Here is a 23,276-nt window from a genome sequence, read left to right as displayed (position 1 = left end):
TTCGATTTCCTAGTTAATTCAGGCTTGGCAGGGTCAGACCATCATCAGCAACACGGCAACGAAGATGCTGCCGGCGGAGAAGGTCATGGTCCGAGACGACCAGGTGTTGAACCAACGTTGAAAGCTGGCCAAATCGCGGGTCAGTTTGGTGTCCTGGCGGGTCCAGGACTGTTGATCAAGGCGGAAGAACACGTAGATCTTCACCAACGCGCCCATGATCTGGTTGTAATAGAGAATCAGCGGGTAGGCCGGGCCGATCTTGTGGCCGGAGCACGACAGCAGCAGGGTGAGGATCAGGCGGGTGATGCCGATCCACAGCAGGTAGGCGAGGATGAAGGCGCCGCCGTACTTGAAAGTGGCAATCATCGCTACGGTCAGGCCGAGCAGGGAGGTCCACATCGACACGCGCTGGTCGAACAGCACCACGCTGGTGAACAGGCCCAGGCGACGCACGCCCAGGCCGAGGGCACGGGAGTTCTGGCGCAAGTTGTTGCCGTACCAGCGGAACATCAGTTTGCGGCTGGCCTTGATAAAGCTCTTTTCCGGCGGGTGTTCCACGGTGTTGATGGCGGCGTCCGGCACGTAGAAGGTGTCGTAGCCCAGGCGCATCAGGCTGAACCAGCTGGACTTGTCATCGCCGGTGAGGAACTTGAAGCGGCCCAGGCGCCAGTGTTGCAGCGAGTCGCTTTCCACATCGGCGATAAAGCCCGGGTCAGTCACTACGCTGGCGCGGAATACCGACATGCGCCCGGTCATGGTCAGCACGCGCTTGGACAGGGCCATGGAGCACATGTTGATGTGGCGTTGGGCAAAGCGCAGCTTGTGCCACTCGCTCATGATGTAGCCGCCGCGCACTTCGCAGAATTCGTTGGTGGTCAGGCCACCGACATTGCCGAACAGCTGGAACCACGGCACGGTCTTGCGCACGACGCCTTCGGCGAGCACGGTGTCGCCATCGATCACGGCCACCACGGCGCGATCGTCCGGCAGGTGGCGGGAGATGGCGCGGAAACCAAACGCCAGGCCGTCGCGTTTGCCGGTACCGGCGATGCGCACGAAGTCGAGCTTGACGTGAGCCGGCGGGTTGAGCTTTTCCCAGAGGCTCTTGACCAGCAGCTCATCGGACATTTCCACCAGCGAGCACACCACGGTGGTGGGAAAGCCGCAGTCGATGGCTTCACGAATCACCGAGCTGTAGACCTGTGCGGTGGTCAGCGCATCGATACGAAAACTGGTGACCATCAGGAACACATGGGACGGGTCGGCGGCCTTGCCCAGCTTGCGCACTTTGCGGCGCAGGTGCGGGTACACCACGTACAGGAACAGCATGCCGCGAAAGAAATGCGTCGCACCCATCGAGTAGCGCCAGATACCCACAGCGCCAATCAGGAAAATAAAATTCTTCGATTGCGAATCGAAGGTACTCGCCGGCAACAGCAGGGCGAGACCCATCAGCAGGCTGAGAAAGAACAGCCAGCCGGCCGATTGCAGAAATACATGTTTTAACTTGGACATAAGCGTCATCCGCAAGGTGAGGAGGCTTCAGGCTGCAAGCGCTGGGGATAAAGCCACTGGCAGCCTGAAACTTGCCGTTGCTGTTACCAGCAAATACCTTCGGTACGGCCGCTCACGCTGGTGGCCTTGGACATGAAGCCCACCAGGTCGACCACTTGCTTGCCTTCCGGAGCGTTATGCGCCAGGGCACGGAACTTCTCGTCACGGTTACCGAGGATGATCACGTCGGAGTTGTTGATCACATCATCGAAATCCGAGTTGAGCAGGGACGACACGTGCGGGATCTTGCCTTCGATGTAGTCCTTGTTCGCGCCGTGCACGCGGGCGTATTCGACGTTGCTGTCGTAGATGCTCAGATCGTAGCCCTTGCCGATCAGCATTTCTGCCAGCTCTACCAGCGGGCTTTCACGCAGGTCATCGGTGCCGGCCTTGAAGCTCAGACCCAGCAGCGCAACTTTGCGTTTGTCGTGGCTGGAGACGATGTCGAAGGCGTTCTGTACCTGGGACTCGTTGCTGCGCATCAGCGAGTTGAGCAGCGGTGCTTCCACGTCCAGCGAGCCGGCGCGGTAGGTGAGGGCACGCACGTCTTTGGGCAGGCACGAACCGCCGAAAGCGAAACCTGGGCGCATGTAGTACTGGGACAGGTTGAGGGTCTTGTCCTGGCAGACCACTTCCATCACTTCACGACCGTCAACGCCGACGGCCTTGGCGATGTTGCCGATCTCGTTGGCGAAGGTGACTTTGGTGGCGTGCCATACGTTGCAGGTGTACTTGATCATTTCGGCAACGGCGATGTCCTTGCGGATGATCGGCGCGTCGAGTTCTTCGTACAGCGATTGCAGCACATCGCCGGAGGCTTTATCGAACTCGCCGATAACGGTCATCGGTGGCAGGTCGTAGTCGGCGATGGCAGTGGATTCACGCAGGAATTCGGGGTTGACCGCAACGCCGAAGTCGACGCCGGCTTTCTTGCCGGAGCAATCTTCCAGGATCGGGATTACCACGTTGGCGACAGTGCCCGGCAGTACGGTGCTGCGCACCACGATGGTGTGGCGGGTGGTCTTGTCACGCAGCACAAAACCGATCTCGCGGCATACCGACTCGATGTAGTTCAGTTCCAGGTCACCGTTCTTCTTGCTTGGCGTGCCGACGCAAATCATCGACAGGTCGGTATCGCGAATCGCCTCGGCGAAGTTGGTAGTGCCACGCAGTCGGCCCGTCTGGATACCCTGGCTCAACAGCTCGCCCAGACCCGGTTCAACAATCGGCGACTTACCGGCATTGATCAGGTCGATCTTTTCCTTGGAAATGTCTACGCCGACCACTTCGTGGCCACGGGCAGACAGGCAACCGGCACACACTGCGCCAACGTAACCCAAACCAAATATGCTGATGCGCATCGCAATTACCTCTTTGTTTAATTCATGCCATTAAATGGCCGGAGTTCATGTTTGCAAGCGTCACTGATGCCGCGAAAGTTAGGCGAATAGACGCCGACTTACCGCGTGCAGGCATGTTGAATAACGAGTGACTAACTATTGCACTCAAGTTGTGCGCAACGAGGCCTTATTATTGGGGCTTGCCCTGAAATGCAGCCGTGCTTCCTTGGAGGAAGGCTCCGGCGCCGGTGCGGCAAGGTTTTGATGCAGGCAAAATGCCTTTTTTATCAATGCCTTGTGTGTTTGCACGGGCTCATTTAGGTCAGCGCTGCCTTGGCCTGCAGGGGATAGCAATGCGTACTTATCGCCACCCTTAACTCGATCAGTTGATGTTATGACCATAGAGCCAAAGTGCTTTATGACAACTTGGCTACTTCCGTTGGTCGCTATGTAAGTCATCTCTTACGTAAGCAGAGAATTTCGTTACCGGTGGTATGAGCGGTGCTTCAGGACGAAGTTCCGGGCCACTCATCCCCTTTTCCGAAATTTTTTGAAATATTAGAAAAGATGGCACTGGTACTATATTGATAGCACTTGCTATTTAGGCCAGTAGTTATGGGGAGTTGGTGCGAGGGGATAGTTTTGTGCCACTACCGTTTAAAAAAAGTGGTGCCACTACGAAAAAAACCGACGGGTGTCGAGTGAAGAAATCGTTAGGGTTGTGTCTGGATGTTTTTCTGGCGCCAAATAAATGACGATTGATGGGGTGGAATGCAGGCAAAAAATGTGGGAGCTGGCTTGCCTGCGATAGCGGTGTATCAGCGACATGTGAGTCGGCTGACCCTCCGCTATCGCAGGCAAGCCAGCTCCCACAGTTGATGTTGGGGGCTGTACAGGCCTTATTCCGGTGCGTGATCGCGCAAAAACACCAGGTTATCCGGCTTGGATTGCTCCGCATTGAAGCGATAACCCTGCACATCGAACTGCTTGAGCTTGGCCGGGTCGTTGATGCGTTCTTCAATCACAAAACGGCTCATCATGCCTCGGGCCTTCTTCGCGTAGAAGCTGATGATCTTGTACTGGCCGTTCTTCAGGTCCTTGAACTCGGTGTTGATGATCCGCGCGTTCAAGGCCGTGCGCTTGACTGCCGAGAAGTACTCATTGGAGGCCAGGTTAAGCAGCACATCGTCGCCTTGTTCGGCCAGGGCCTCATTCAACCATTCGCTGATGCGTGTGCCCCAGAACGCGTAAAGGTCCTTGCCGCGGGCGTTGGCCAGCTTGGTGCCCATCTCCAGGCGATACGGCATCATCAGGTCCAGCGGACGCAGCAGGCCGTACAGGCCCGAGAGCATACGCAGATGGTCCTGGGCATAGCTGAAATCGGCCTCGCTGAAAGTCTCGGCATTCAGGCCGGTATACACATCGCCCTTGAACGCCAGCAGCGCCTGCTTGGCGTTGGCCGGAGTGAAGGCCGGCGTCCAGCTGCCGAAGCGCGCGGCGTTGAGGCCACCGATCTTGTCGGAGACGTGCATCAACTCACTGATTTGCGCCGGGCTCAGTTCGCGCAGTTGCTCGATCAGTTCCTGGGAGTGGTCCAGGTACTGCGGCTGGGTGAAGCGCGCAGTGACCGGCTTGGACTCGAAGTCGAGGGTTTTGGCGGGGGAAATCACCATCAGCATGAAGTTGGCTCCTGGAATCGTGGGCGAGATTCTAGGGGTTGGGGCGTTTTGACTCCACCTATGATGGCGATAGATGCGATCCGCTATGATGGGCGGTAACTCTGTAGAGGGAGACCCCGTGTGCGATTAGCGCTTTTATTGTCCGCTTGCCTGCTGTGCCTGAATGCCCAGGCCGCGCCGGTGGATGTCGCCAGCCTGGACCGTGGTACCTGGCCGGAAAAACTCGCCAGCCCGGCGCTGTTCGATGTGGCTTCGCGGGCGGAGATCCTGATGTTCGCCCACGGCCTGCTCGCCAGCGAAGCCCTGGACGACGCGGCGCTCAAGCAACGGCTGGGTCTGAAGATCATCAACCTGGCCGCCATCGATGACCTGCGTCGCCAGCTCTGGCAACGGCTGTTGGAGAACTACACATTCGCCCAGCAGAGCTGCGAAGCAGATGCCTCGTTCTGCTACCTGGTGGAAAACATGGACGATCTGCGCGAGCAGGCCGGCAAGTTCGAGGTCAGTGACAACTCTTTCTATATAGGCTGGGCTGCCCCCAGTCGGCACTTTCACGAACGCTATCTGGACGAGTTGTTGCGCAAGGCCGCGCTGTTTCCGCAGATCAGCAGTGAAGTGGCGCGCTTTGGCGATCATGAGCGCAACGGTGATGAACTCAATGACCGGATGTTTTTACTGACCTTCGACGGTGGCCCTGCACCTGTCAGCGGCAATACCGACTGGCTCACCGATTACCTGCGCAAGCAAAAGATGAACGCGACGTTCTTTGTCCTTGGCAGCAGCTTGCAAACCCGTGTGGAGCGCAGTTCCGCCGCCGGTGTGCAGGCGCTGTACCAAGGGCAGTGCGTGGGGCTTCAGGGCTGGCAGTACCGCTCCCACAGCCATTGGGTCGACTGGCAAAGCTCCATCACCCGCAGCGCAGCGCTGGTGCAGAATCTGCTGCCGGAAAACTATGTGCCGCTGTTCCGTCCGCCCTATGGGCAGCGCCGCGCGGACAGCCAGGGATTCTTCCAGCAACAGGGTTTGCAAGTGGCGTTATGGGACATCGATTCCCAGGACGAGCCGGGCAAGCTCAAGGCCGATGAGTCGGCGCAACGGGTGCTGACGTTGATGCTGCTGTGGCGCAAAGGCGTGATCGTGTTTCACGACACCCAGGACAAGGCGCGGGTGGCATTGCCGATGGTATTGCAGGCAACGGCGCAGAGTGGCTTGGGTTGGCAGGAGTGTCGCGAGGCATTTCGATGAAGTGCCCGGCTTTGCTGGGGATGGGGTCTTTTCGGGGCGATTTGCTGCGACATTTCGATGCAGGCGGACTTCCGACTTTAACGGGGTACATGGCACTCGGCTAGTGCTATTCGTCATCCTGAAAAATAAACTTCAAAAAAGCGTCAAAGTACTTTTTCCTGTCATGGGTTTTGCGGTATTACGAAGTCAGACCGCCGAAACCTGCAGCACAGGTGGCGTCTTCCAAGACTCCTCCTGTGGGCACTGCACTTGACCTTGTTCAAGGTGCAATCGGTGGTCGAATCGAGGCGCAGCACCGCCCAGGTATTGCGTCGAATGGCTCCCACAAAGGTGACCGAGTATGGATGATCATGGACGTAACCCTTCTTCCGACCAGCCAATCCTTTATGTGCTTGATACCAACGTATTGATCCACGATCCAAACGCACTGCTGAACTTCGAAGAACACCACGTCGCCATCCCGATGATCGTGCTTGAGGAGCTCGACAAACTCAAAAGCGGCCACCACAGCGTTGCCGCCGAATGCCGCCAGGCCATCCGCCTGATCGACAAGACCCTGGGTGAAGCCTCGCCCGAGGACGTTGAAGTCGGCGTACCGATCCAGCGTGGCAAGGGCGGCCCGAAGGGCTTGCTGTCGATCCTGATGAGCAAGCGCAGCGAGCCCAACAGCCTGCTGCCGGAAAACCTGAACGACAACAAAATCATCAACCAATTGATCGACCTGCACGCCCGCGACAAGGACCTGCGCGTGGTGCTGGTGACCAAAGACATCAATATGCGCCTCAAGGCACGAGCGTGTGGGATCGCTGCCGAGGACTACAGTACCGACCAACTGGTCGACGATGTGTCGATGCTCTCGCGTGGTTATCACATGATGACCGGTTCGTTCTGGGACCGTGTGAGCAAGGTCGAAACCCGTCAGGACCACGGCCGCACCTGGCATCAGGTACAGCTGATCGACAACCTGCCGGCCGTGCATATCAATGAGTTTATCGTCGATGAACAGGGTTTCGTGGGCTGGATCAAAGAGATCCAGGTCGACAAGCTGCTGATCCTCGACCTGCATCAGGAACCCCTGTTGCACCAGGAAGCCTGGGGCCTGAAACCGCGTGATATCTACCAGAGCCTGGCGCTGTATGCGCTGCTCGATCCGGACATTCACCTGGTCAACCTGACCGGCGCCGCAGGTTCGGGCAAAACCATCCTCGCCCTGGCCGCCGCCATCGAACAGACCATGGTCACCAAACGCTATCGCCGCATCATCGCTACCCGCAGCGTGCAGGGCCTGGACCAGGAAATCGGCTTTCTGCCCGGTACCGAGGCGGAAAAAATGGAGCCGTGGCTGGGGGCGATTACCGACAACCTCGAAGCCTTGCACATGGATGACGAAAACACCCATGGCAGCGTCGACTACATCCTCAGCAAAGTGCCGTTGCAGTTCAAATCCCTCAACTACATCCGAGGTCGCAGCTTCCAGCAGAGCCTGATTCTGATCGATGAATGCCAGAACCTCACACCGCACCAGATGAAAACCATCATCACCCGTGCCGGCGCCGGTTCCAAAGTGGTGTGCCTGGGCAACCTGGCGCAGATCGACACCCCTTACCTGTCCGCGACCAGCTCCGGGCTGACTTACCTGACGGAACGCTTCAAGGACTTCCCGAACGGCGTGCACATTGCGCTGCAAGGGGTACCGCGTTCGATTCTGGCTGAATACGCCGAGTCCCATCTGTAACTACGCTGAACCCGCTGCGAAAAGCCCCGGATTTTTCACGAAATCCGGGGTTTTTGTTCTGTGCGACATTTGCCTGCGTTAACGCGTCCTGGGTGCTTGTGGTTTCTGTAATTATTTTGTTACATTTTTTCTGCGGTAAAAACAATAAGAACACTGCTTGACCCCGTCGGAACGCCACCTCCTTGATTCGACGAACGCTTGGAAAACCTGTCCAGGGTTTTCACCGTGACCCTGCCTATTACAAAAGCCCGAAACACCGCTCATTGATGACGCACATATCCAAAGGGAAAGGAAAATGGACGTAGCAGGTAATGGCTTCACTGTGTCGCAACGCAATCGTACCCCCCGCTTCAAGACCATCCCCCTCACACCCATAGCACTCGGCCTGGCGTTATGGCTGGGCCACGGTTCCATGGCCAGGGCAGACGATAACCCTTACACCCCGCAGGTATTGGAGTCGGCGTTCAGGACAGCCGTCGCCTCATTCGGCCCTGAGACGGCCGTGTACAAAAACCTCAGGTTTGCCTACGCGGATATCGTCGATCTCGCGGCCAAGGATTTCGCCGCCCAGTCCGGCAAATTCGATTCGGCCCTCAAGCAAAACTACGAGCTACAACCCGAAAACCTGACCATCGCCGCCATGCTCGGCGACACCCGGCGGCCACTGGACTATGCCTCGCGCCTGGACTACTACCGCAGCCGGCTGTTCAGCAACAGCGGCCGTTACACCACCAATATCCTCGACTTCTCCAAAGCCATTATCGCCAACCTGCCGGCCGCCAAGCCTTACACTTACGTCGAGCCGGGCGTTAGCAGCAACCTCAGCGGGCAGTTGAACGCAGGCCAGTTCTGGGCTGGGGCAACCCGTGACTGGAGCGCCAACGCGCAAACCTGGAAGACCCCGGAAGCCCAGGTCAACTCCGGCCTGGACCGCACCAACGCGTATTACGCCTATGCCCTGGGCATCACTGGCAAGGGGGTCAATGTTGGCGTGCTGGACTCGGGCATCCTCACCGAACACTCCGAGTTCCAGGGCAAGAACGCTCAGGGCCAGGACCGGGTGCAGGCGGTGACCTCCACGGGCGAGTACTACGCTACCCACCCGCGCTACCGCCTTGAAGTGCCCAGCGGCGAGTTCAAGCAGGGCGAACATTTCAGCATCCCAGGGGAATACGACCCCGCGTTCAACGACGGGCATGGCACAGAAATGTCCGGGGTGCTGGCCGCCAACCGCGACGGCACCGGTATGCACGGCATTGCCTTCGACGCCAATCTGTTTGTCGCCAACACCGGCGGCAGCGACAACGACCGCTACCAAGGCTCCAACGACCTCGACTACAACGCATTCATGGCCAGCTACAACGCCCTGGCGGCGAAGAACGTGGCGATCGTCAACCAGAGCTGGGGGCAGAGCTCGCGTAATGACGTGGAGAACCACTTCGGCAACGTCGGCGACAGCGCCGCGCAGAACCTGCGCGACATGACCGCCGCCTATCGCCCGTTCTGGGACAAAGCCCACGCCGGGCAGAAAACCTGGATGGACGCCATGGCCGATGCGGCCCGGCAAAACACGTTCATCCAGATCATCTCTGCGGGCAACGACAGCCACGGTGCCAACCCGGACACCAATGCGAACCTGCCGTTTTTCAAGCCGGATATCGAAGCTAAGTTCCTCTCCATCACCGGCTACGACGAGACCAGCGCCCAGGTCTACAACCGTTGCGGTACCTCCAAGTGGTGGTGCGTGATGGGCGTGTCGGGCATCCCGTCCGCCGGCCCCGAGGGCGAAATTATCCCGAATGCCAACGGCACCTCGGCCGCCGCGCCGAGCGTTTCCGGAGCCCTGGCGTTGGTGATGCAGCGCTTCCCCTATATGACGCCCAGCCAGGCGCGGGACGTGTTGCTGACCACCTCCAGCCTGCAGGCGCCGGATGGCCCGGACACGCCGGTTGGCGAGCTGACCGGAGGCCGCACCTATGACAACCTGCAACCGGTGCATGATGCCGCGCCGGGTGTCCCACAAGTACCAGGTGTGGTCAGTGGCTGGGGCTTGCCCAACCTGCAAAAAGCTATGCAAGGGCCGGGGCAGTTCCTCGGTGCGGTAGCAGTGGCGTTGCCCAGCGGTACCCGCGATATCTGGGCCAACCCGATTTCCGATGAGGCCATTCGCGCCCGTCGCGTAGAAGACGCTGCCGAACAGGCGACCTGGGCCGCCACCAAGCAGCAAAAAGGCTGGCTCGATGGCCTGCCCGCCAATGCCTCGGCCGACGATCAGTTTGAATACGACATGGGTCATGCCCGGGAGCAGGCAACACTCACCCGCGGCCAGGACGTGCTCACCGGCAGCACCTACGTCGGTAGCCTGGTCAAGTCCGGGGATGGCGAGTTGGTGCTGGAAGGCCAGAACAGCTATTCGGGCAGTACTTGGGTGCGCGGAGGCAAATTGTCGGTGGACGGCGCATTGACCTCTGCCGTGACGGTAGATAGCAGCGCCGTAGGCACGCGCAATGCCGATAACGGCGTGATGACCACACTGGGCGGCACCCTGGCCGGCAACGGCACGGTGGGCGCCTTGACCGTCAACAACGGTGGGCGAGTGGCCCCGGGGCATTCGATTGGCACACTGCGCACCGGCGATGTCACGTTCAACCCGGGTTCGGTGTATGCCGTCGAAGTCGGGGCCGATGGCCGCAGCGACCAGTTGCAGAGCAGCGGGGTGGCGACCCTCAATGGCGGTGTGGTGAACGTGTCCCTGGAGAACAGCCCCAACCTGTTGACCGCCACCGAGGCGCGCAGCTTGCTGGGCCAGCAGTTCAATATCCTCAGTGCCAGCCAAGGTATCCAAGGGCAGTTTGCAGCGTTTGCCCCCAACTACCTGTTCATAGGCACTGCGCTCAACTATCAACCGAACCAATTGACCCTGGCGATAGCCCGCAACCAGACCACCTTCGCCAGTGTCGCGCAAACCCGCAATGAGCGAGCGGTGGCGACGGTGGCCGAGACATTGGGCGCAGGCAGCCCGGTCTACGAAAGCCTGTTGGCGTCGGATTCCGCCGCCCAGGCGCGGCAGGGCTTCAAGCAACTTTCAGGGCAATTGCATTCGGACGTGGCCGCAGCGCAAATGGCTGACAGCCGCTACCTGCGTGAAGCGGTCAACGCTCGCCTGCAACAGGCGCAGGCACTGGACTCCAGCGCGCAGATCGACAGCCGTGACAACGGCGGTTGGGTACAGCTACTCGGTGGACGCAACAACGTCAGTGGTGACAACAACGCCAGCGGCTACTCCTCGTCCACCAGCGGCGTACTGCTGGGCCTGGACACCGAGGTGAACGACGGCTGGCGTCTGGGGGCGGCGACCGGTTACACCCAAAGCCACCTTAACGGCCAGTCGGCGTCGGCCGACAGCGACAACTATCACCTGTCGGTCTACGGCGGCAAACGCTTCGAGGCGATTGCCCTGCGCCTGGGCGGTGCCAGCACCTGGCACCGTCTGGACACTTCGCGTCGGGTGGCCTATGCCAATCAGTCGGACCATGCCAAAGCCGACTACAACGCGCGCACCGACCAAGTGTTTGCCGAGATCGGCTACACCCAATGGCGCGTGCTTGAACCCTTCGCCAACCTCACGTATCTGAACTATCAAAGCGACTCGTTCAAGGAAAAAGGCGGTGCTGCAGCCTTGCATGCCAGCCAGCAAAGCCAGGACGCGACGCTCTCCACCCTGGGCGTGCGTGGCCATACTCAGTTGCCACTCACGTCCACCTCGGCGGTGACCCTGCGCGGTGAGCTGGGGTGGGAGCACCAGTTTGGTGACATCGATCGTGAAGCTTCTCTGAAGTTTGCCGGAAGTGACACGGCCTTCGCCGTCAACAGCGTACCTGTGGCGAGGGATGGCGCGGTGATCAAAGCCAGTGCGGAAATGGCCCTGACCCAGGACACCTTGGTGTCGTTGAACTACAGCGGCTTGCTCTCCAACCGAGGGAACAATAACGGCATCAATGCCGGGTTTACTTTCCGGTTCTAACCTTGAATGTAGGAGCGAGCAAGCTCGCTCCTACAGGATGGGATAAACAGCCCTGCGCAAATTTTGACCCACAGGTTTACAATCGCTGCTCCTGATCAGGAGTATTGCTGTGCTGACTCATCTCGATTCCCAAGGTCGCGCCCACATGGTCGACGTCACCGACAAAGCCGTGACGTTCCGTGAGGCCGTGGCGCAAGCGCGGGTGCGCATGCTGCCCGCCACCCTGCAAATGATTGTCGACGGCGCCCACCCCAAAGGCGACGTGTTTGCCGTGGCCCGCATTGCCGGGATCCAGGCAGCGAAAAAAACCAGTGACTTGATCCCTCTGTGCCACCCGTTGATGCTCACCGGCGTCAAGGTGGAGCTGAGTGCCGACGGTACAGACGCGGTTCGTATCGTGGCGCGCTGCAAACTCTCCGGGCAGACCGGCGTTGAGATGGAAGCCCTGACCGCCGCCAGCGTCGCCGCACTGACGATTTACGACATGTGCAAGGCGGTGGATCGCGGCATGACCATTGAGAGTATTCGCCTGCTGGAAAAGCTGGGCGGTAAGAGCGGGCATTTCAAGGCGGATGAGCAATGAGTATCAACGTACTGTTTTTTGCGCGCTACGCCGAAGCGGTGGGCTTCGATTCGCTGGAGATGGAAGGTGAGTTTGCCACTGTTGACGCCGTGCGCCTCGCGCTGGCTGCTGATCCGGAATTCGCCGTGCTCAACGAAGCGAGCCTGATGTGTGCGCGCAACGAGGAGTTGTGCAGCCTGGACGAGCCGGTGCAAGCCGGCGATGAAGTCGCCTTCTTCCCACCCGTGACCGGAGGCTGATCATGGCCATTCGTGTGCAGGTCGAAGCCTTTGATCCAGGTGCCGAAGTCAACGCCATGCACGCGGCCAACGTGGGCGTGGGCGCGGTGGTGAGCTTTGTCGGCTATGTACGCGACTTCAATGACGGGCGCGAGGTGTCGGGGATGTTTCTTGAACACTACCCCGGCATGACCGAAAAAGCCCTGGCCAAGATCGCCGTGGAAGCCGAACAGCGCTGGCCGTTGCTCAAGCTGGAGGTGCTGCACCGTATCGGCACGCTGGAACCGGGCGAGCCGATTGTGTTTGTCGGCGCGGCCAGTGCGCACCGGCAGGCGGCGTTTGATGCCTGCGCATTTGTGATGGATTACTTGAAGACGCGGGCGCCGTTCTGGAAGAAGGAAAACACCAGCGAGGGGCCGCGTTGGGTAGAAGGGCGCAGCAGTGACCACGCCGCAGCGGATCGCTGGAAGTAGCCAGCCAGACGTAGAAACCAATGTGGGAGCTGGCTTGCCTGCGATAGCATCACCTCGGCGTGACTGAAAAACCGAGGTGTCTGCATCGCAGGCAAGCCAGCTCCCACATTTTTTTTACCGCATTCCGGTATCAGGGGCGTTTGCGTTCTACAGCCCGCAGCAAGTGCGTCGGCGGCGTCTCACAGCTGATCTTGCGCCCCAGCAACGCCTCGATGGACGGCAGCTGGTACGAGTCATCTTCCCCTGCAAAGCTGATCGACACACCCGCTGCCCCGGCACGTCCGGTACGGCCAATGCGGTGCACGTAGTCGTCCGGCACTTCCGGCAGGGTGAAGTTGATCACGTGGCTGATGCCGTCGATATGAATACCGCGACCGGCTACATCGGTAGCCACCAGCACGCGGATCTTGCCTTCACGGAAGCCTTCCAGGGTCTTGATGCGCTTGTGCTGCGGCACATCACCCGACAGTTGCGCAGCGTTGACGCCGTCGCGCACCAGGCGCTCTTCAATGCGGCGCACTTCGTCCTTGCGGTTGGCGAAGACCATCACGCGTTCCCAACCGTTGTCGTTGACCAGGTTGTAGAGCAGCTTGTACTTGTCAGCACCGGCGACGGCGTAGATATGTTGCTCGACGTTTTCGCTGGCGACGTTGAGTGCTTCGATCTCGACGATAGACGGGTCGGTGGTCCACTGCTTGGCGAGGTTCATCACGTCTTCGGTGAAGGTCGCGGAGAACAGCAAAGTCTGACGCTCGGTTTTGGGCGGGGTCTGACGGATGATCTGGCGTACTTGCGGGATAAAGCCCATGTCGAGCATGCGGTCGGCTTCGTCCAGCACCATCACTTCGACCATGTCCAGGTGTACGTCGCCACGCTGGTTGAAGTCGAGCAGGCGGCCCGGGGTGGCGACGAGGATGTCGCAGTGACGGGCTTCAAGGTGCTTGAGCTGCTTGTCGAAGTCCATGCCGCCCACGAACGTCATGACGTTGAGGCCGGTGTACTTGGTCAGGTCGGCGGCGTCCTTGGCGATCTGCACCACCAGCTCCCGGGTCGGGGCGATGATCAGCGCACGCGGTTCACCCATGTAGCGCTCTTTGGGCGGCGGCGTTTGCAGCAATTGGGTGATGATCGAGATCAGGAACGCGGCGGTCTTGCCGGTGCCGGTCTGGGCGCGGCCGATGGCGTCTTTGCCCGCGAGGGTGAAGCCCAGCACTTGCGCCTGGATGGGCGTGCAGTACGGGAAACCCAGGTCCTGGATGGCGTGCATCAGTTCCGGGGCCAGTTTGAAATCGTGGAAGCGGGTCTTGCCTTCCTGGGGTTCGACGACGAAGTCTTCGAGTTTCCAGGGGGTCACGGGCGGCTTGGGCGCACGTTCGCGACGGGGCTTGGCCACAGGCGTCGGGGCGGGCTCGGCAGGCTTTACCTGTTCGGGCGGCGTCACCGTGGTTTTGCTCGGTGAGGCGGCGGGTGCGTTCCGGCCGGGCTGTTGACCGTCATTGCGGTTGCCGGGCTTGGGGGCAGGAGCACTGGGAACAGGCGCGAGCGGCTCAGCCTCGCTTTTGCCGAACATCTTCTTGAGTGCTTTGAGCACGGTCATCTCATTAATTGGTTAAGGAATGTACGCCGGCCAGTGTAATGCAAGAATCGAGCGCGGCGTAGTGCGTCTGTCATACGGCTACATAAACACGGGGTTCAGCGCAGGCGTTCAGTCAGCCAGGTGCCAATATCGTGTATCTCTTGGGGTAACACTTCGTGGCCCATTGGGTATTCCTGCCATGTCACGGTGACACCACGGCCCTTCAAATGCTCGTAGGCGCTGCGGCCCATGGCGTTTTGTACCACTTCGTCGTACTGGCCGTGCAGGCACAGCGTGGGGATGCGTTGCTGGCTGGCGGATAATTCCAGCTCATTATCGAAGGTGGGCGCATAGGTGGAGAGGGCGATCACACCGCCCAAGGGGCCCTCCCATTTCTTAAACGCGGTGTGGAAGACCACCGCGCCACCTTGAGAAAAACCGGCGAGGAAAATTCGCGAGGTGTCTATTCCGGTTCTCTGTTGCGCCTCGATCAGGTCGGTGACCATTTTTGCCGACGCTTCCAGTTCTTCCAGGCTGATCGAACGGGCCGGGCTCATGGCCTTGATGTCGTACCAGCTAGGCATCTCGTAGCCACCATTAATGGTCACCGGACGCGTAGGTGCCTGGGGCAAAACGAAGCGGGTGGTCAGCAGGGTTTCCTGCAGGGCTTCGGCCACCGGCAAGAAGTCGTAGCGATCGGCGCCCAGGCCATGCAACCAGATAACGCAGGCGTCTGCGGGCTTGGCGGGCTGAAGAATCAAGGGTTCGGTCATGTCTGCTCCATAGATGTGCGGGCGCTCCGATGAGGTGCGTCGGAACGGTGCGCAACAGGTTGATCTGTTAAGAGAATGTCGCAAGGCTGAATCTTTTGCCATGTAACCGCAGTTGCAGCCACTCGACCAAGACTCTGGTACGCGCCTTGCTATGTGTAGCTCGATGTCAGAACTCTCCTAGGACGGTAACACTATCAGTGACTGCCGCCTGTGGGAAAGCAACTGGAATTACCGCAAAAACCTCATGCTGCTTGGCCCCAAAAAAAACCAACACGGGTCGATATCGCCTCATAAGGGTGCGCTGAGGTTGGAGCTCCGACACAACAAGAGCAATTGGAGGTTTGTAATGAAGGTATTGAAATCCACCCTGGCCATCGTCTCTGCGGCGGCTGTACTGGGTGTCAGTGGTTTTGCCCACGCGGGCGCCACCCTGGACGCCGTGCAGAAGAAAGGCTTTGTGCAGTGCGGTGTGAGTGACGGCCTGCCGGGTTTCTCGGTGCCGGATGCCAGCGGCAAGATCCTCGGGATCGACGCTGACTATTGCCGCGCGGTGGCGGCTGCCGTATTTGGCGATGCCACCAAGGTCAAGTTCAGCCAGTTGAACGCCAAGGAGCGTTTCACCGCGCTTCAATCCGGCGAAGTCGACATCCTGTCGCGCAACACCACCATGACCAGCTCGCGCGACGCGGGCATGGGCCTGAAATTCCCGGGCTTCATTACCTACTACGACGGCATCGGCTTTCTGGTGAACAACAAGCTGGGCGTGAAAAGTGCCAAGGAACTGGATGGTGCAACCATCTGCATCCAGGCCGGTACCACCACCGAGCTGAACGTTTCCGACTATTTCCGCGCCAACAACCTCAAATACACCCCGATCACCTTCGACACCTCCGATGAAAGCGCCAAGTCGCTGGAATCCGGGCGTTGCGACGTACTGACTTCCGACAAGTCCCAGCTGTTCGCCCAGCGCAGCAAGCTGGCCTCGCCGAAAGACTACGTGGTGCTGCCGGAAACCATTTCCAAGGAGCCCCTGGGCCCGGTCGTGCGTAACGGCGATGACGAGTGGCTGGCCATCGTGCGCTGGGTGGGCTACGCCATGCTCAACGCGGAAGAGGCCGGTGTGACCTCCAAGAACGTCGAGGCTGAAGCCAAGGCCACCAAGAACCCGGACGTTGCGCGTCTGCTCGGTGCCGACGGCGAATACGGCAAAGACCTGAAAGTGAAGAAGGACTGGGTGGTACAGATCGTCAAGCAAGTGGGTAACTACGGCGAGATGTTCGAGCGCAACCTGGGCAAGAGCACGCCGCTGGAAATCGACCGTGGCCTGAACGCCCTGTGGAACAACGGCGGCATTCAATACGCACCCCCTGTGCGCTGATCGCTGATGGTTCTGTCACCCGGTAGGCCAACTGCCGGGTGATGTTCTGTTCCATTATTTTCGGGGCACTTCATGCAAAATAAAATCGGCGCACCCAAGCAGAAGCTCAGCTTCAGCGACCCCAAAGTGCGTGCGTGGCTGTTCCAGATCATCACGATCGTGGCGGTGGTCTCGCTGGGCTGGTACCTGTTCCATAACACCCAGACCAACCTGCAACACCGGGGCATCACCTCGGGTTTCGACTTTCTCGAGCGCAGTGCCGGCTTCGGCATCGCGCAGCACTTGATCGACTACACCGAATCGGACAGCTATGCCCGGGTGTTTGTCATCGGCCTGCTCAACACTTTGCTGGTGACCGTCATCGGTGTGGTGCTGGCAACCCTGCTCGGCTTCATCATCGGCGTGGCGCGCTTGTCGCCCAACTGGATGATCAACAAGCTGGCGACGGTGTACGTGGAGGTGTTCCGCAATATTCCGCCGCTGTTGCAGATCCTGTTCTGGTACTTCGCGGTGTTCCTGACCATGCCAGGGCCGCGCAACAGCCATAACTTCGGTGACACCTTCTTTGTCAGCAGCCGTGGCCTGAACATGCCGGCAGCGCTGGCCTCCGACGGGTTCTGGCCGTTTGTCGCCAGCCTGATGGTCGCCATCGTTGCCATCGTGCTGATGACCCGCTGGGCCAACAAGCGCTTTGAGGCGACGGGGGTTCCCTTCCATAAATTCTGGGCGGGCCTGGCGCTGCTGGTGGTAATCCCGACGTTGTGCGTGTTGATCTTCGGCACGCCGCTGCATTGGGAAATGCCCAAGCTTGCGGGCTTCAACTTCGTCGGTGGCTGGGTGCTGATCCCAGAGTTGTTGGCGTTGACCCTGGCGTTGACTGTGTACACGGCGGCGTTTATTGCGGAGATCGTGCGCTCGGGCATCAAGTCCGTCAGCCATGGCCAGACCGAAGCGGCACGTTCACTAGGCCTGCGCCCGGGGCCGACGCTGCGCAAGGTCATCATCCCGCAAGCGCTGCGCGTGATCATTCCGCCGCTGACCAGCCAATACCTGAACCTGGCGAAAAACTCGTCGTTGGCCGCCGGTATCGGTTATCCGGAAATGGTTTCGCTGTTTGCCGGCACGGTGCTCAACCAGACCGGCCAGGCCATTGAAGTCATTGCCATCACCATGAGCGTGTACCTGGCGATCAGCATCAGCATTTCCCTGCTGATGAACTGGTACAACAAGCGCATTGCGCTGATCGAGCGGTGAGGACACACCCATGACTACGCATACGTTCAAACCTGACATGCCACCGCCGAGCAAAGTCTTCGGGCCGGTGGCCTGGATGCGCGCCAACTTGTTCTCGAGCTGGCTCAATACACTGCTGACCTTGCTGGCGATCTACCTGGTGTACCTGGTGGTGCCACCGATCCTGCACTGGGCCATCCTCGATGCCAACTGGGTGGGCACCACCCGCGCCGACTGCACCAAGGAGGGCGCCTGCTGGGTGTTTATCCAACAGCGCTTCGGGCAGTTCATGTATGGCTACTACCCCGTCGACCTGCGCTGGCGCGTGGACATGACGGTGTGGCTGGCCATCGTAGGCGTGGCGCCGTTGTTTATCTCGCGTTTCCCACGCAAGGCGATTTACGGCCTGGGCTTTCTGGTGCTGTACCCGATCATCGCCTACTGCTTGCTGCACGGCGGCGTGTTCGGCCTGAGTAATGTGGCGACCAGCCAATGGGGTGGCCTGATGCTGACCCTGGTGATCGCCACCGTGGGCATCGCGGGCGCCTTGCCGCTGGGCATTGTGCTGGCGCTGGGACGGCGTTCGAACATGCCCGCCATTCGGGTGGTCTGCGTGACCTTCATCGAGTTCTGGCGCGGCGTGCCGTTGATCACCGTGCTGTTCATGTCGTCGGTGATGCTGCCGCTGTTCCTGCCTGAAGGCATGAACTTCGACAAGCTGCTGCGGGCGCTGATCGGTGTGATCCTGTTCCAGTCGGCCTATGTGGCCGAAGTGGTGCGCGGTGGTTTGCAGGCGATTCCCAAGGGCCAATACGAAGCCGCTGCGGCGATGGGTCTGGGCTACTGGCGCAGCATGGGCCTGGTGATCTTGCCGCAGGCCTTGAAGATGGTGATCCCAGGGATCGTCAACACCTTCATCGCCCTGTTCAAGGACACCAGCCTTGTGATCATCATCGGCCTGTTCGACCTGCTCAACAGCGTCAAGCAAGCCGCCGCCGACCCCAAATGGCTGGGCATGGCCACTGAAGGCTACGTGTTCGCCGCCCTGGTGTTCTGGATTTTCTGTTTTGGTATGTCGCGCTATTCCATGCATCTGGAACGCAAGCTCGACACTGGCCACAAGCGTTAGGAGTTTTTTGATGAGCGAAGCAATCAAACAGCCTGTGAGCCCTGAAGGCATTATCCAGATGCAGGGCGTCAACAAATGGTACGGCCAGTTCCATGTGTTGAAAGACATCAACCTCAACGTCAAGCAGGGCGAGCGTATTGTGCTGTGCGGCCCTTCGGGGTCGGGCAAGTCCACCACCATCCGCTGCCTTAACCGCCTGGAAGAGCACCAGCAGGGCCGCATTGTGGTCGATGGCGTGGAGCTGACCAACGACCTCAAGCAGATCGAAGCGATCCGCCGTGAAGTCGGCATGGTGTTCCAGCACTTCAACCTGTTCCCGCATTTGACCATCCTGCAAAACTGCACGCTGGCGCCGATGTGGGTGCGCAAGATGCCCAAGCGCAAGGCCGAGGAAATCGCCATGCACTACCTGGAGCGTGTGCGCATTCCGGAGCAGGCCCACAAGTTTCCCGGGCAGCTTTCGGGTGGCCAGCAACAGCGCGTGGCGATTGCCCGCGCGCTGTGCATGAAGCCCAAAATCATGTTGTTCGATGAGCCGACGTCGGCGCTGGATCCTGAGATGGTGAAAGAGGTGCTGGACACCATGATCGGCCTGGCTGAAGACGGCATGACCATGTTGTGCGTGACCCACGAAATGGGCTTTGCCCGCACCGTGGCCAACCGCGTGATCTTCATGGACAAGGGCGAGATCGTGGAACAGGCGGCACCGAATGACTTCTTTGATAACCCGCAGAATGAGCGGACCCGGTTGTTCTTGAGCCAGATACTGCATTGATGGAGTGTTAAAAATAAACCCGGCCTGGTGCCGGGTTTGTTTTTTGCCCTCAGTCAGGGCGTCGTCGCGATCTCGTGTTCTTTGTGGGTTGTATGCGTGGTGTTACGCATATCAGCACCCTCACTCAAGGTTTTTGCATCAACGAGCAGATGCGGGTGGCGATCAAGCAAGCGCATAAGCACGACGAGGGATTTTGGCGCCAGCAGCTCACCGCGTTCGTAACGTGAAAGTGCGTTATGTCCGCCGCCGGAAAGCAGTTGCACAGTGTCCTTTTGTGAAAGATGCAATTTGCGACGAATGCGCTTTATCTCGTTACCGATCATTCGTCTGAAGCTGTAGACCATCTCATCACAGTGATCTGAATAGCGGTCCGCGTCTTCAGGGTCAAAGATCACCTCACCACAACTTTGGCACTCCCAGCCTGAAAGGTTGTCGATTCGGCGGTGCAAGCCTTTGACTTCCGATGTTTCGCTGCGACCCGAAAAATGTCGCATTCCGTCATGCTGGCCGCAGCTGAAGCACTGTTCTGTTTTCATAGGTTACTCTCCTTGAAGGAGATCACCGGAGGTTTACCGTCCGTGCGGTACCTCACCTTGATGTAGATCTCCAGGCCATGTGAGTGAATGTGATAAACGTCTTGCCAGACGCAATGGTCGCCATAACTTGTCATGGATTTAAACAGCATCTTGCCCGTTAGCTTGTAAACAACCTCCTGCATTTGCGTGTTGCTCAGATCGAGCTTTTCCCCGCAGTTGCGTGCTGTTTTGGTAAAAGCTTGTTTTCCAAGCCGCCTGACATCCGCCTTGATCAGGGCCAAATCGTAATGAGGTGTGTACTTTTCCATAAGACACCTGAGTCCAATAATTACCCTCTAAGGGTAATTTTACCAATCGAAAATACTGCTCCTTTTCCTGCCTAAGAACCCTAGTGCGTTGCCTTTGTAGGCAACTCCGAATAGCCTGTAGGGAAATTCATCCTATGATTGGACGAAAGCGCTAAACCCATGACAGACATCGCCCCGCTGATCAAACGCTCCCTGGTCGACCAGGCCCTGGAGCAACTGCGCCTGCGCATCTCCCAAGGCGTATGGGCCATCGGCGAGCGCCTGCCCACCGAGCCCGAGTTGTCTGCCGAGCTGGGGATCAGCCGTAACACCGTGCGCGAGGCCATGCGGGTATTGGCCTTCTCTGGCTTGATCGACATTCGCCAGGGCGATGGTAGTTACCTGCGCTCGATGACCGACCCGCTGGGCACAATGCGGGCGCTGTCTCATTGCACGCTGGAGCAGGCGCAGGAGACGCGTCAGATTCTGGAAGTGGAGGCCATCGGCCTGGCTGCGTTGCGTCGTACCGAAGCGGACCTTACGGCGTTGCGCAAGGCGCTCGACCTCAGCGCCGAGCGTTATCACGGTGACCTGGAGGCCTATATCAGTGCCGACCTGATCTTCCACCAGCACTTGGTGGATGCGGCGCACAACCCGGCCTTGAGCGAGCTGTACCACTACTTCTCCGCCATTGTCGGCGCGCAGCTGCGCCAGACCCTGAACCGCTCACCGCGACGCCAGGCGGTGTTCGACCTGCATGGAGCGCTACTCGATGCGGTGGAACAACAAGACCCGGACCGCGCCAAATCCCTCTGCCGGCAGTTGATCAATGAACCCTGAAGCCCCACGCAAGACCGAACTCGAAGAACTGTTGATCGACGCCGAAGCTGACGACGACAGCGTGCAGCAGGCGCAGCCGAGCGTGGTTCGGCCATGGCTGCTGTTGCTGGGCCTGGTGTTGGTGGCCTTGAACCTGCGCCCGGCCTTGTCGAGCCTGTCGCCGTTGCTGGCAGAGGTTTCGAGCAGTTTAGGCCTGTCCGCCGCCAAGGCCGGTTTACTAACCACCTTGCCGGTGCTGTGCCTGGGCCTGTTTGCACCTACCGCGCCGATGCTGGCCCGGCGTTTCGGCGCCGAGCGCGTGGTGCTCGGCATCCTGCTGACCCTGGCCGCGGGGATCATCCTGCGCAGTTCGTTCGGTGAGGTGGGGTTGTTCCTCGGTAGCCTGGTTGCAGGTGCCAGCATTGGCATCATCGGCGTGTTGCTGCCGGGTATCGTCAAGCGCGATTTCGCCAGCCAGGCCGGCGCCATGACCGGTGTCTACACCATGGCGTTGTGCTTGGGCGCCGCCATGGCGGCCGGTGCCTCGGTGCCACTGAGCCACGCCTTTGGCGACAGTTGGAAGATCGGCCTGGGCTTCTGGATCCTGCCGGCCCTGGTGGCGGCCCTGGTCTGGTTGCCCCAGGTTGGGCAGAAGCACGGAGCCCATCGTGTGGCCTATCGTGTGAAGGGTTTATTGCGCGATCCGCTGGCCTGGCAGGTCACCCTGTACATGGGCCTGCAGTCGTCACTGGCCTACATCGTGTTCGGCTGGTTGCCGTCGATCCTGATCGGCCGCGGCCTGAGCGCGACCGAAGCCGGGTTGGCGCTGTCGGGCTCGATTATCGTGCAATTGCTCAGCTCCCTGGCCGCGCCGTGGCTGGCGACGCGGGGCAAGGACCAGCGTCTGGCGATCGTGGTGGTGATGCTGTTGACGCTCGGCGGCTTGTTCGGGTGCCTGTACGCGCCGCTGGATGGCCTGTGGGGTTGGGCGATTGTGCTGGGCCTGGGGCAGGGCGGGACGTTCAGCCTGGCGCTGACCCTGATCGTGTTGCGTTCACGCGATTCCCATGTGGCGGCCAACCTGTCGAGCATGGCCCAAGGCATTGGCTACACCCTGGCCTCCCTCGGCCCTTTCGCGGTCGGCCTGGTACATGACTGGACCGGCGGCTGGACGGCTATCGGCTGGATCTTCGCCGTGATCGGCCTGGGCGCCATCGTCGCGGGCCTCGGCGCCGGCCGTGCGCGCTATGTGCAAGTCACCAGCGAGAAAGTCTAGAGATACACCACTTCCAGCGTGGCCGAGCCATCGAGCGGTGTTTCTACGCTCAAGTCCAGATTCTTGCGCGCATTGATCACGGTCTGCACCGTCACCATGCCTCCCAGGATACCGATCGCCGTGGGCCCGCTGACGCTGCCCTCGACGTCCGTGAAGCCCAGGTAGCTCCTGGAGCCGATGTCGATGGGGTTGAGGTTGGAGGTTCGCCACGCCAGGCCACCGGTGGTGGATTCAGTGCCGTAGATCTGTGCGGTGTTGCTGGCCTGCGTCTGCCGAGGGTCGAAGGTCATGGAGTAGACTCCCAGGCGGTTACCGCTGTTATCGAACCCCAACCCGTAGTAAATCTCGCTGTTGACCATGGCCGAGCCGTCGCGGTTGTCAGCCATGCGCAAGGCATAGCGCACGGGGCCGTTGCAGGCAATGCCGATGTGCAGGTTCTTGACAGGCAGGCGCGTGGCGGTCTCCAGGTTCAGATCTTGTTGGGCAATCTTGCCGTAGTCGATCAGGCCGCCGCTGGAGAGTTGTGGCAAGCAGGCGGCGGGAATGATCAGGCCCTGGACGCTCAGGTCAACCGTGGAGGCCGCCAGTGCCTGGGCGCTGCCGCATAAAAGCAGGCTGCAAAGAAGGTGTCTTTTCATGATGC

The 23,276-nt window shown here is 59.8% G+C and carries 20 protein-coding genes; 12 read left to right on the top strand and 8 right to left on the bottom strand.

The genetic code is table 11. The features are described 5' to 3' along the window. Nucleotides 1–33: 33 nt before the first annotated feature. The 3 genes from alg8 to yaaA form a co-directional block, all read right to left on the bottom strand. Entirely contained in the window at nt 34–1,515 is a 1,482-nt protein-coding gene (gene alg8 / locus AC4PS6_RS26765) for a mannuronan synthase (protein ID WP_003188740.1), read from the bottom strand. An 83-nt stretch (nt 1,516–1,598) separates the two neighbouring features. Beyond that, entirely contained in the window at nt 1,599–2,915 is a 1,317-nt protein-coding gene (locus AC4PS6_RS26760; RefSeq protein WP_014717010.1) for a nucleotide sugar dehydrogenase, read from the bottom strand. Nucleotides 2,916–3,793: 878 nt separating this feature from the next. Then, nucleotides 3,794–4,573: a peroxide stress protein YaaA gene (gene yaaA / locus AC4PS6_RS26755; RefSeq protein WP_019817626.1), complete on the bottom strand. Its 780-nt coding sequence runs from the start codon at nt 4,571–4,573 to the stop codon at nt 3,794–3,796. Nucleotides 4,574–4,693: 120 nt separating this feature from the next. On the opposite strand from yaaA, the gene AC4PS6_RS26750 reads away from it, so the two are divergent. The 6 genes from AC4PS6_RS26750 to moaE all read left to right on the top strand — a co-directional run bounded on the left by AC4PS6_RS26750 (nt 4,694) and on the right by moaE (nt 12,851). Further along, a complete protein-coding gene (locus tag AC4PS6_RS26750; protein WP_336826998.1) occupies nt 4,694–5,818 on the top strand; it encodes a polysaccharide deacetylase family protein in 1,125 nt (374 codons plus the stop codon). A 340-nt stretch (nt 5,819–6,158) separates the two neighbouring features. Further along, complete coding sequence (locus AC4PS6_RS26745) at nt 6,159–7,553, top strand: PhoH family protein (protein ID WP_003188745.1); 1,395 nt, start codon at nt 6,159–6,161, stop codon at nt 7,551–7,553. 295 nt (nt 7,554–7,848) lie between these two features. Beyond that, on the top strand, nt 7,849–11,577 hold the full coding sequence (locus tag AC4PS6_RS26740; RefSeq protein WP_336826997.1) for an autotransporter domain-containing protein: 3,729 nt from the start codon (nt 7,849–7,851) through the stop codon (nt 11,575–11,577). Nucleotides 11,578–11,686: 109 nt separating this feature from the next. Continuing rightward, nucleotides 11,687–12,160: a cyclic pyranopterin monophosphate synthase MoaC gene (gene moaC / locus AC4PS6_RS26735; RefSeq protein WP_014717015.1), complete on the top strand. Its 474-nt coding sequence runs from the start codon at nt 11,687–11,689 to the stop codon at nt 12,158–12,160. Then, entirely contained in the window at nt 12,157–12,399 is a 243-nt protein-coding gene (gene moaD / locus AC4PS6_RS26730) for a molybdopterin converting factor subunit 1 (RefSeq protein ID WP_014717016.1), read from the top strand. The genes moaC and moaD overlap by 4 nt, the downstream gene beginning before the upstream one ends. A 2-nt stretch (nt 12,400–12,401) precedes the next feature. Beyond that, nucleotides 12,402–12,851 carry a molybdopterin synthase catalytic subunit MoaE gene (moaE, locus tag AC4PS6_RS26725; RefSeq protein WP_014717017.1) on the top strand — a complete coding sequence of 150 codons (450 nt, stop codon included), beginning with the start codon at nt 12,402–12,404 and terminating at the stop codon, nt 12,849–12,851. Nucleotides 12,852–12,981: 130 nt separating this feature from the next. Here moaE and rhlB read toward each other — a convergent pair whose 3' ends face one another. Both rhlB and AC4PS6_RS26715 read right to left on the bottom strand, forming a co-directional pair. Continuing rightward, nucleotides 12,982–14,448, bottom strand: a complete 1,467-nt coding sequence (gene rhlB / locus AC4PS6_RS26720) for an ATP-dependent RNA helicase RhlB (RefSeq protein ID WP_032903341.1) — start codon at nt 14,446–14,448, stop codon at nt 12,982–12,984. A gap of 95 nt (nt 14,449–14,543) precedes the next feature. After that, on the bottom strand, nt 14,544–15,200 hold the full coding sequence (locus AC4PS6_RS26715; RefSeq protein WP_014717019.1) for an alpha/beta hydrolase: 657 nt from the start codon (nt 15,198–15,200) through the stop codon (nt 14,544–14,546). Between the two features lie 346 nt (nt 15,201–15,546). On the opposite strand from AC4PS6_RS26715, the gene AC4PS6_RS26710 reads away from it, so the two are divergent. The 4 genes from AC4PS6_RS26710 to AC4PS6_RS26695 all read left to right on the top strand — a co-directional run bounded on the left by AC4PS6_RS26710 (nt 15,547) and on the right by AC4PS6_RS26695 (nt 19,715). Next, on the top strand, nt 15,547–16,578 hold the full coding sequence (locus AC4PS6_RS26710; protein ID WP_014717020.1) for an amino acid ABC transporter substrate-binding protein: 1,032 nt from the start codon (nt 15,547–15,549) through the stop codon (nt 16,576–16,578). A gap of 72 nt (nt 16,579–16,650) precedes the next feature. Continuing rightward, the gene (locus tag AC4PS6_RS26705; RefSeq protein ID WP_336826996.1) at nt 16,651–17,832 is read left to right on the top strand and encodes an amino acid ABC transporter permease; all 1,182 of its coding nucleotides are present in this window, start codon (nt 16,651–16,653) and stop codon (nt 17,830–17,832) included. 10 nt (nt 17,833–17,842) lie between these two features. After that, on the top strand, nt 17,843–18,940 hold the full coding sequence (locus AC4PS6_RS26700) for an amino acid ABC transporter permease (RefSeq protein WP_014717022.1): 1,098 nt from the start codon (nt 17,843–17,845) through the stop codon (nt 18,938–18,940). Nucleotides 18,941–18,950: 10 nt separating this feature from the next. Beyond that, entirely contained in the window at nt 18,951–19,715 is a 765-nt protein-coding gene (locus AC4PS6_RS26695) for an amino acid ABC transporter ATP-binding protein (protein WP_003188759.1), read from the top strand. Between the two features lie 53 nt (nt 19,716–19,768). Here the strand turns inward: AC4PS6_RS26695 and AC4PS6_RS26690 are convergent, their stop codons facing one another. Continuing rightward, complete coding sequence (locus tag AC4PS6_RS26690; RefSeq protein WP_014717023.1) at nt 19,769–20,251, bottom strand: type II toxin-antitoxin system MqsA family antitoxin; 483 nt, start codon at nt 20,249–20,251, stop codon at nt 19,769–19,771. Then, nucleotides 20,248–20,559: a type II toxin-antitoxin system MqsR family toxin gene (locus AC4PS6_RS26685; protein ID WP_336826995.1), complete on the bottom strand. Its 312-nt coding sequence runs from the start codon at nt 20,557–20,559 to the stop codon at nt 20,248–20,250. Before AC4PS6_RS26685 ends, AC4PS6_RS26690 begins: the two co-directional genes overlap by 4 nt. Nucleotides 20,560–20,718: 159 nt before the next feature. Between AC4PS6_RS26685 and AC4PS6_RS26680 the strand changes: the two genes are divergently transcribed. Next, on the top strand, nt 20,719–21,378 hold the full coding sequence (locus AC4PS6_RS26680) for a FadR/GntR family transcriptional regulator (RefSeq protein WP_019817632.1): 660 nt from the start codon (nt 20,719–20,721) through the stop codon (nt 21,376–21,378). Next, nucleotides 21,368–22,633: a CynX/NimT family MFS transporter gene (locus tag AC4PS6_RS26675; RefSeq protein WP_014717026.1), complete on the top strand. Its 1,266-nt coding sequence runs from the start codon at nt 21,368–21,370 to the stop codon at nt 22,631–22,633. Before AC4PS6_RS26680 ends, AC4PS6_RS26675 begins: the two co-directional genes overlap by 11 nt. Here AC4PS6_RS26675 and AC4PS6_RS26670 read toward each other — a convergent pair. After that, entirely contained in the window at nt 22,630–23,271 is a 642-nt protein-coding gene (locus AC4PS6_RS26670) for a DUF1120 domain-containing protein (RefSeq protein WP_020301231.1), read from the bottom strand. The genes AC4PS6_RS26675 and AC4PS6_RS26670 overlap by 4 nt on opposite strands. Between the last annotated feature and the right edge of the window lie 5 nt (nt 23,272–23,276).

The sequence above is a fragment of the Pseudomonas sp. DW-iso17 genome (assembly GCF_058725345.1).
Note: the sequence above shows the minus strand (reverse complement) of the source record. Positions and strands in the feature narration are given on the sequence as shown.

Bases quoted from the DNA above. Each gene is read 5' to 3' on its own strand.
- alg8 (WP_003188740.1), bottom strand. From the start codon at position 1,515: ATGTCCAAGTTAAAACATGTATTTCTGCAATCGGCCGGCTGGCTGTTC.
- AC4PS6_RS26760 (WP_014717010.1), bottom strand. From the start codon at position 2,915: ATGCGCATCAGCATATTTGGTTTGGGTTACGTTGGCGCAGTGTGTGCC.
- yaaA (WP_019817626.1), bottom strand. From the start codon at position 4,573: ATGCTGATGGTGATTTCCCCCGCCAAAACCCTCGACTTCGAGTCCAAG.
- AC4PS6_RS26745 (WP_003188745.1), top strand. From the start codon at position 6,159: ATGGATGATCATGGACGTAACCCTTCTTCCGACCAGCCAATCCTTTAT.
- AC4PS6_RS26740 (WP_336826997.1), top strand. From the start codon at position 7,849: ATGGACGTAGCAGGTAATGGCTTCACTGTGTCGCAACGCAATCGTACC.
- moaD (WP_014717016.1), top strand. From the start codon at position 12,157: ATGAGTATCAACGTACTGTTTTTTGCGCGCTACGCCGAAGCGGTGGGC.
- moaE (WP_014717017.1), top strand. From the start codon at position 12,402: ATGGCCATTCGTGTGCAGGTCGAAGCCTTTGATCCAGGTGCCGAAGTC.
- rhlB (WP_032903341.1), bottom strand. From the start codon at position 14,448: ATGACCGTGCTCAAAGCACTCAAGAAGATGTTCGGCAAAAGCGAGGCT.
- AC4PS6_RS26715 (WP_014717019.1), bottom strand. From the start codon at position 15,200: ATGACCGAACCCTTGATTCTTCAGCCCGCCAAGCCCGCAGACGCCTGC.
- AC4PS6_RS26710 (WP_014717020.1), top strand. From the start codon at position 15,547: ATGAAGGTATTGAAATCCACCCTGGCCATCGTCTCTGCGGCGGCTGTA.
- AC4PS6_RS26705 (WP_336826996.1), top strand. From the start codon at position 16,651: ATGCAAAATAAAATCGGCGCACCCAAGCAGAAGCTCAGCTTCAGCGAC.
- AC4PS6_RS26700 (WP_014717022.1), top strand. From the start codon at position 17,843: ATGACTACGCATACGTTCAAACCTGACATGCCACCGCCGAGCAAAGTC.
- AC4PS6_RS26695 (WP_003188759.1), top strand. From the start codon at position 18,951: ATGAGCGAAGCAATCAAACAGCCTGTGAGCCCTGAAGGCATTATCCAG.
- AC4PS6_RS26690 (WP_014717023.1), bottom strand. From the start codon at position 20,251: ATGAAAACAGAACAGTGCTTCAGCTGCGGCCAGCATGACGGAATGCGA.
- AC4PS6_RS26685 (WP_336826995.1), bottom strand. From the start codon at position 20,559: ATGGAAAAGTACACACCTCATTACGATTTGGCCCTGATCAAGGCGGAT.
- AC4PS6_RS26680 (WP_019817632.1), top strand. From the start codon at position 20,719: ATGACAGACATCGCCCCGCTGATCAAACGCTCCCTGGTCGACCAGGCC.
- AC4PS6_RS26675 (WP_014717026.1), top strand. From the start codon at position 21,368: ATGAACCCTGAAGCCCCACGCAAGACCGAACTCGAAGAACTGTTGATC.
- AC4PS6_RS26670 (WP_020301231.1), bottom strand. From the start codon at position 23,271: ATGAAAAGACACCTTCTTTGCAGCCTGCTTTTATGCGGCAGCGCCCAG.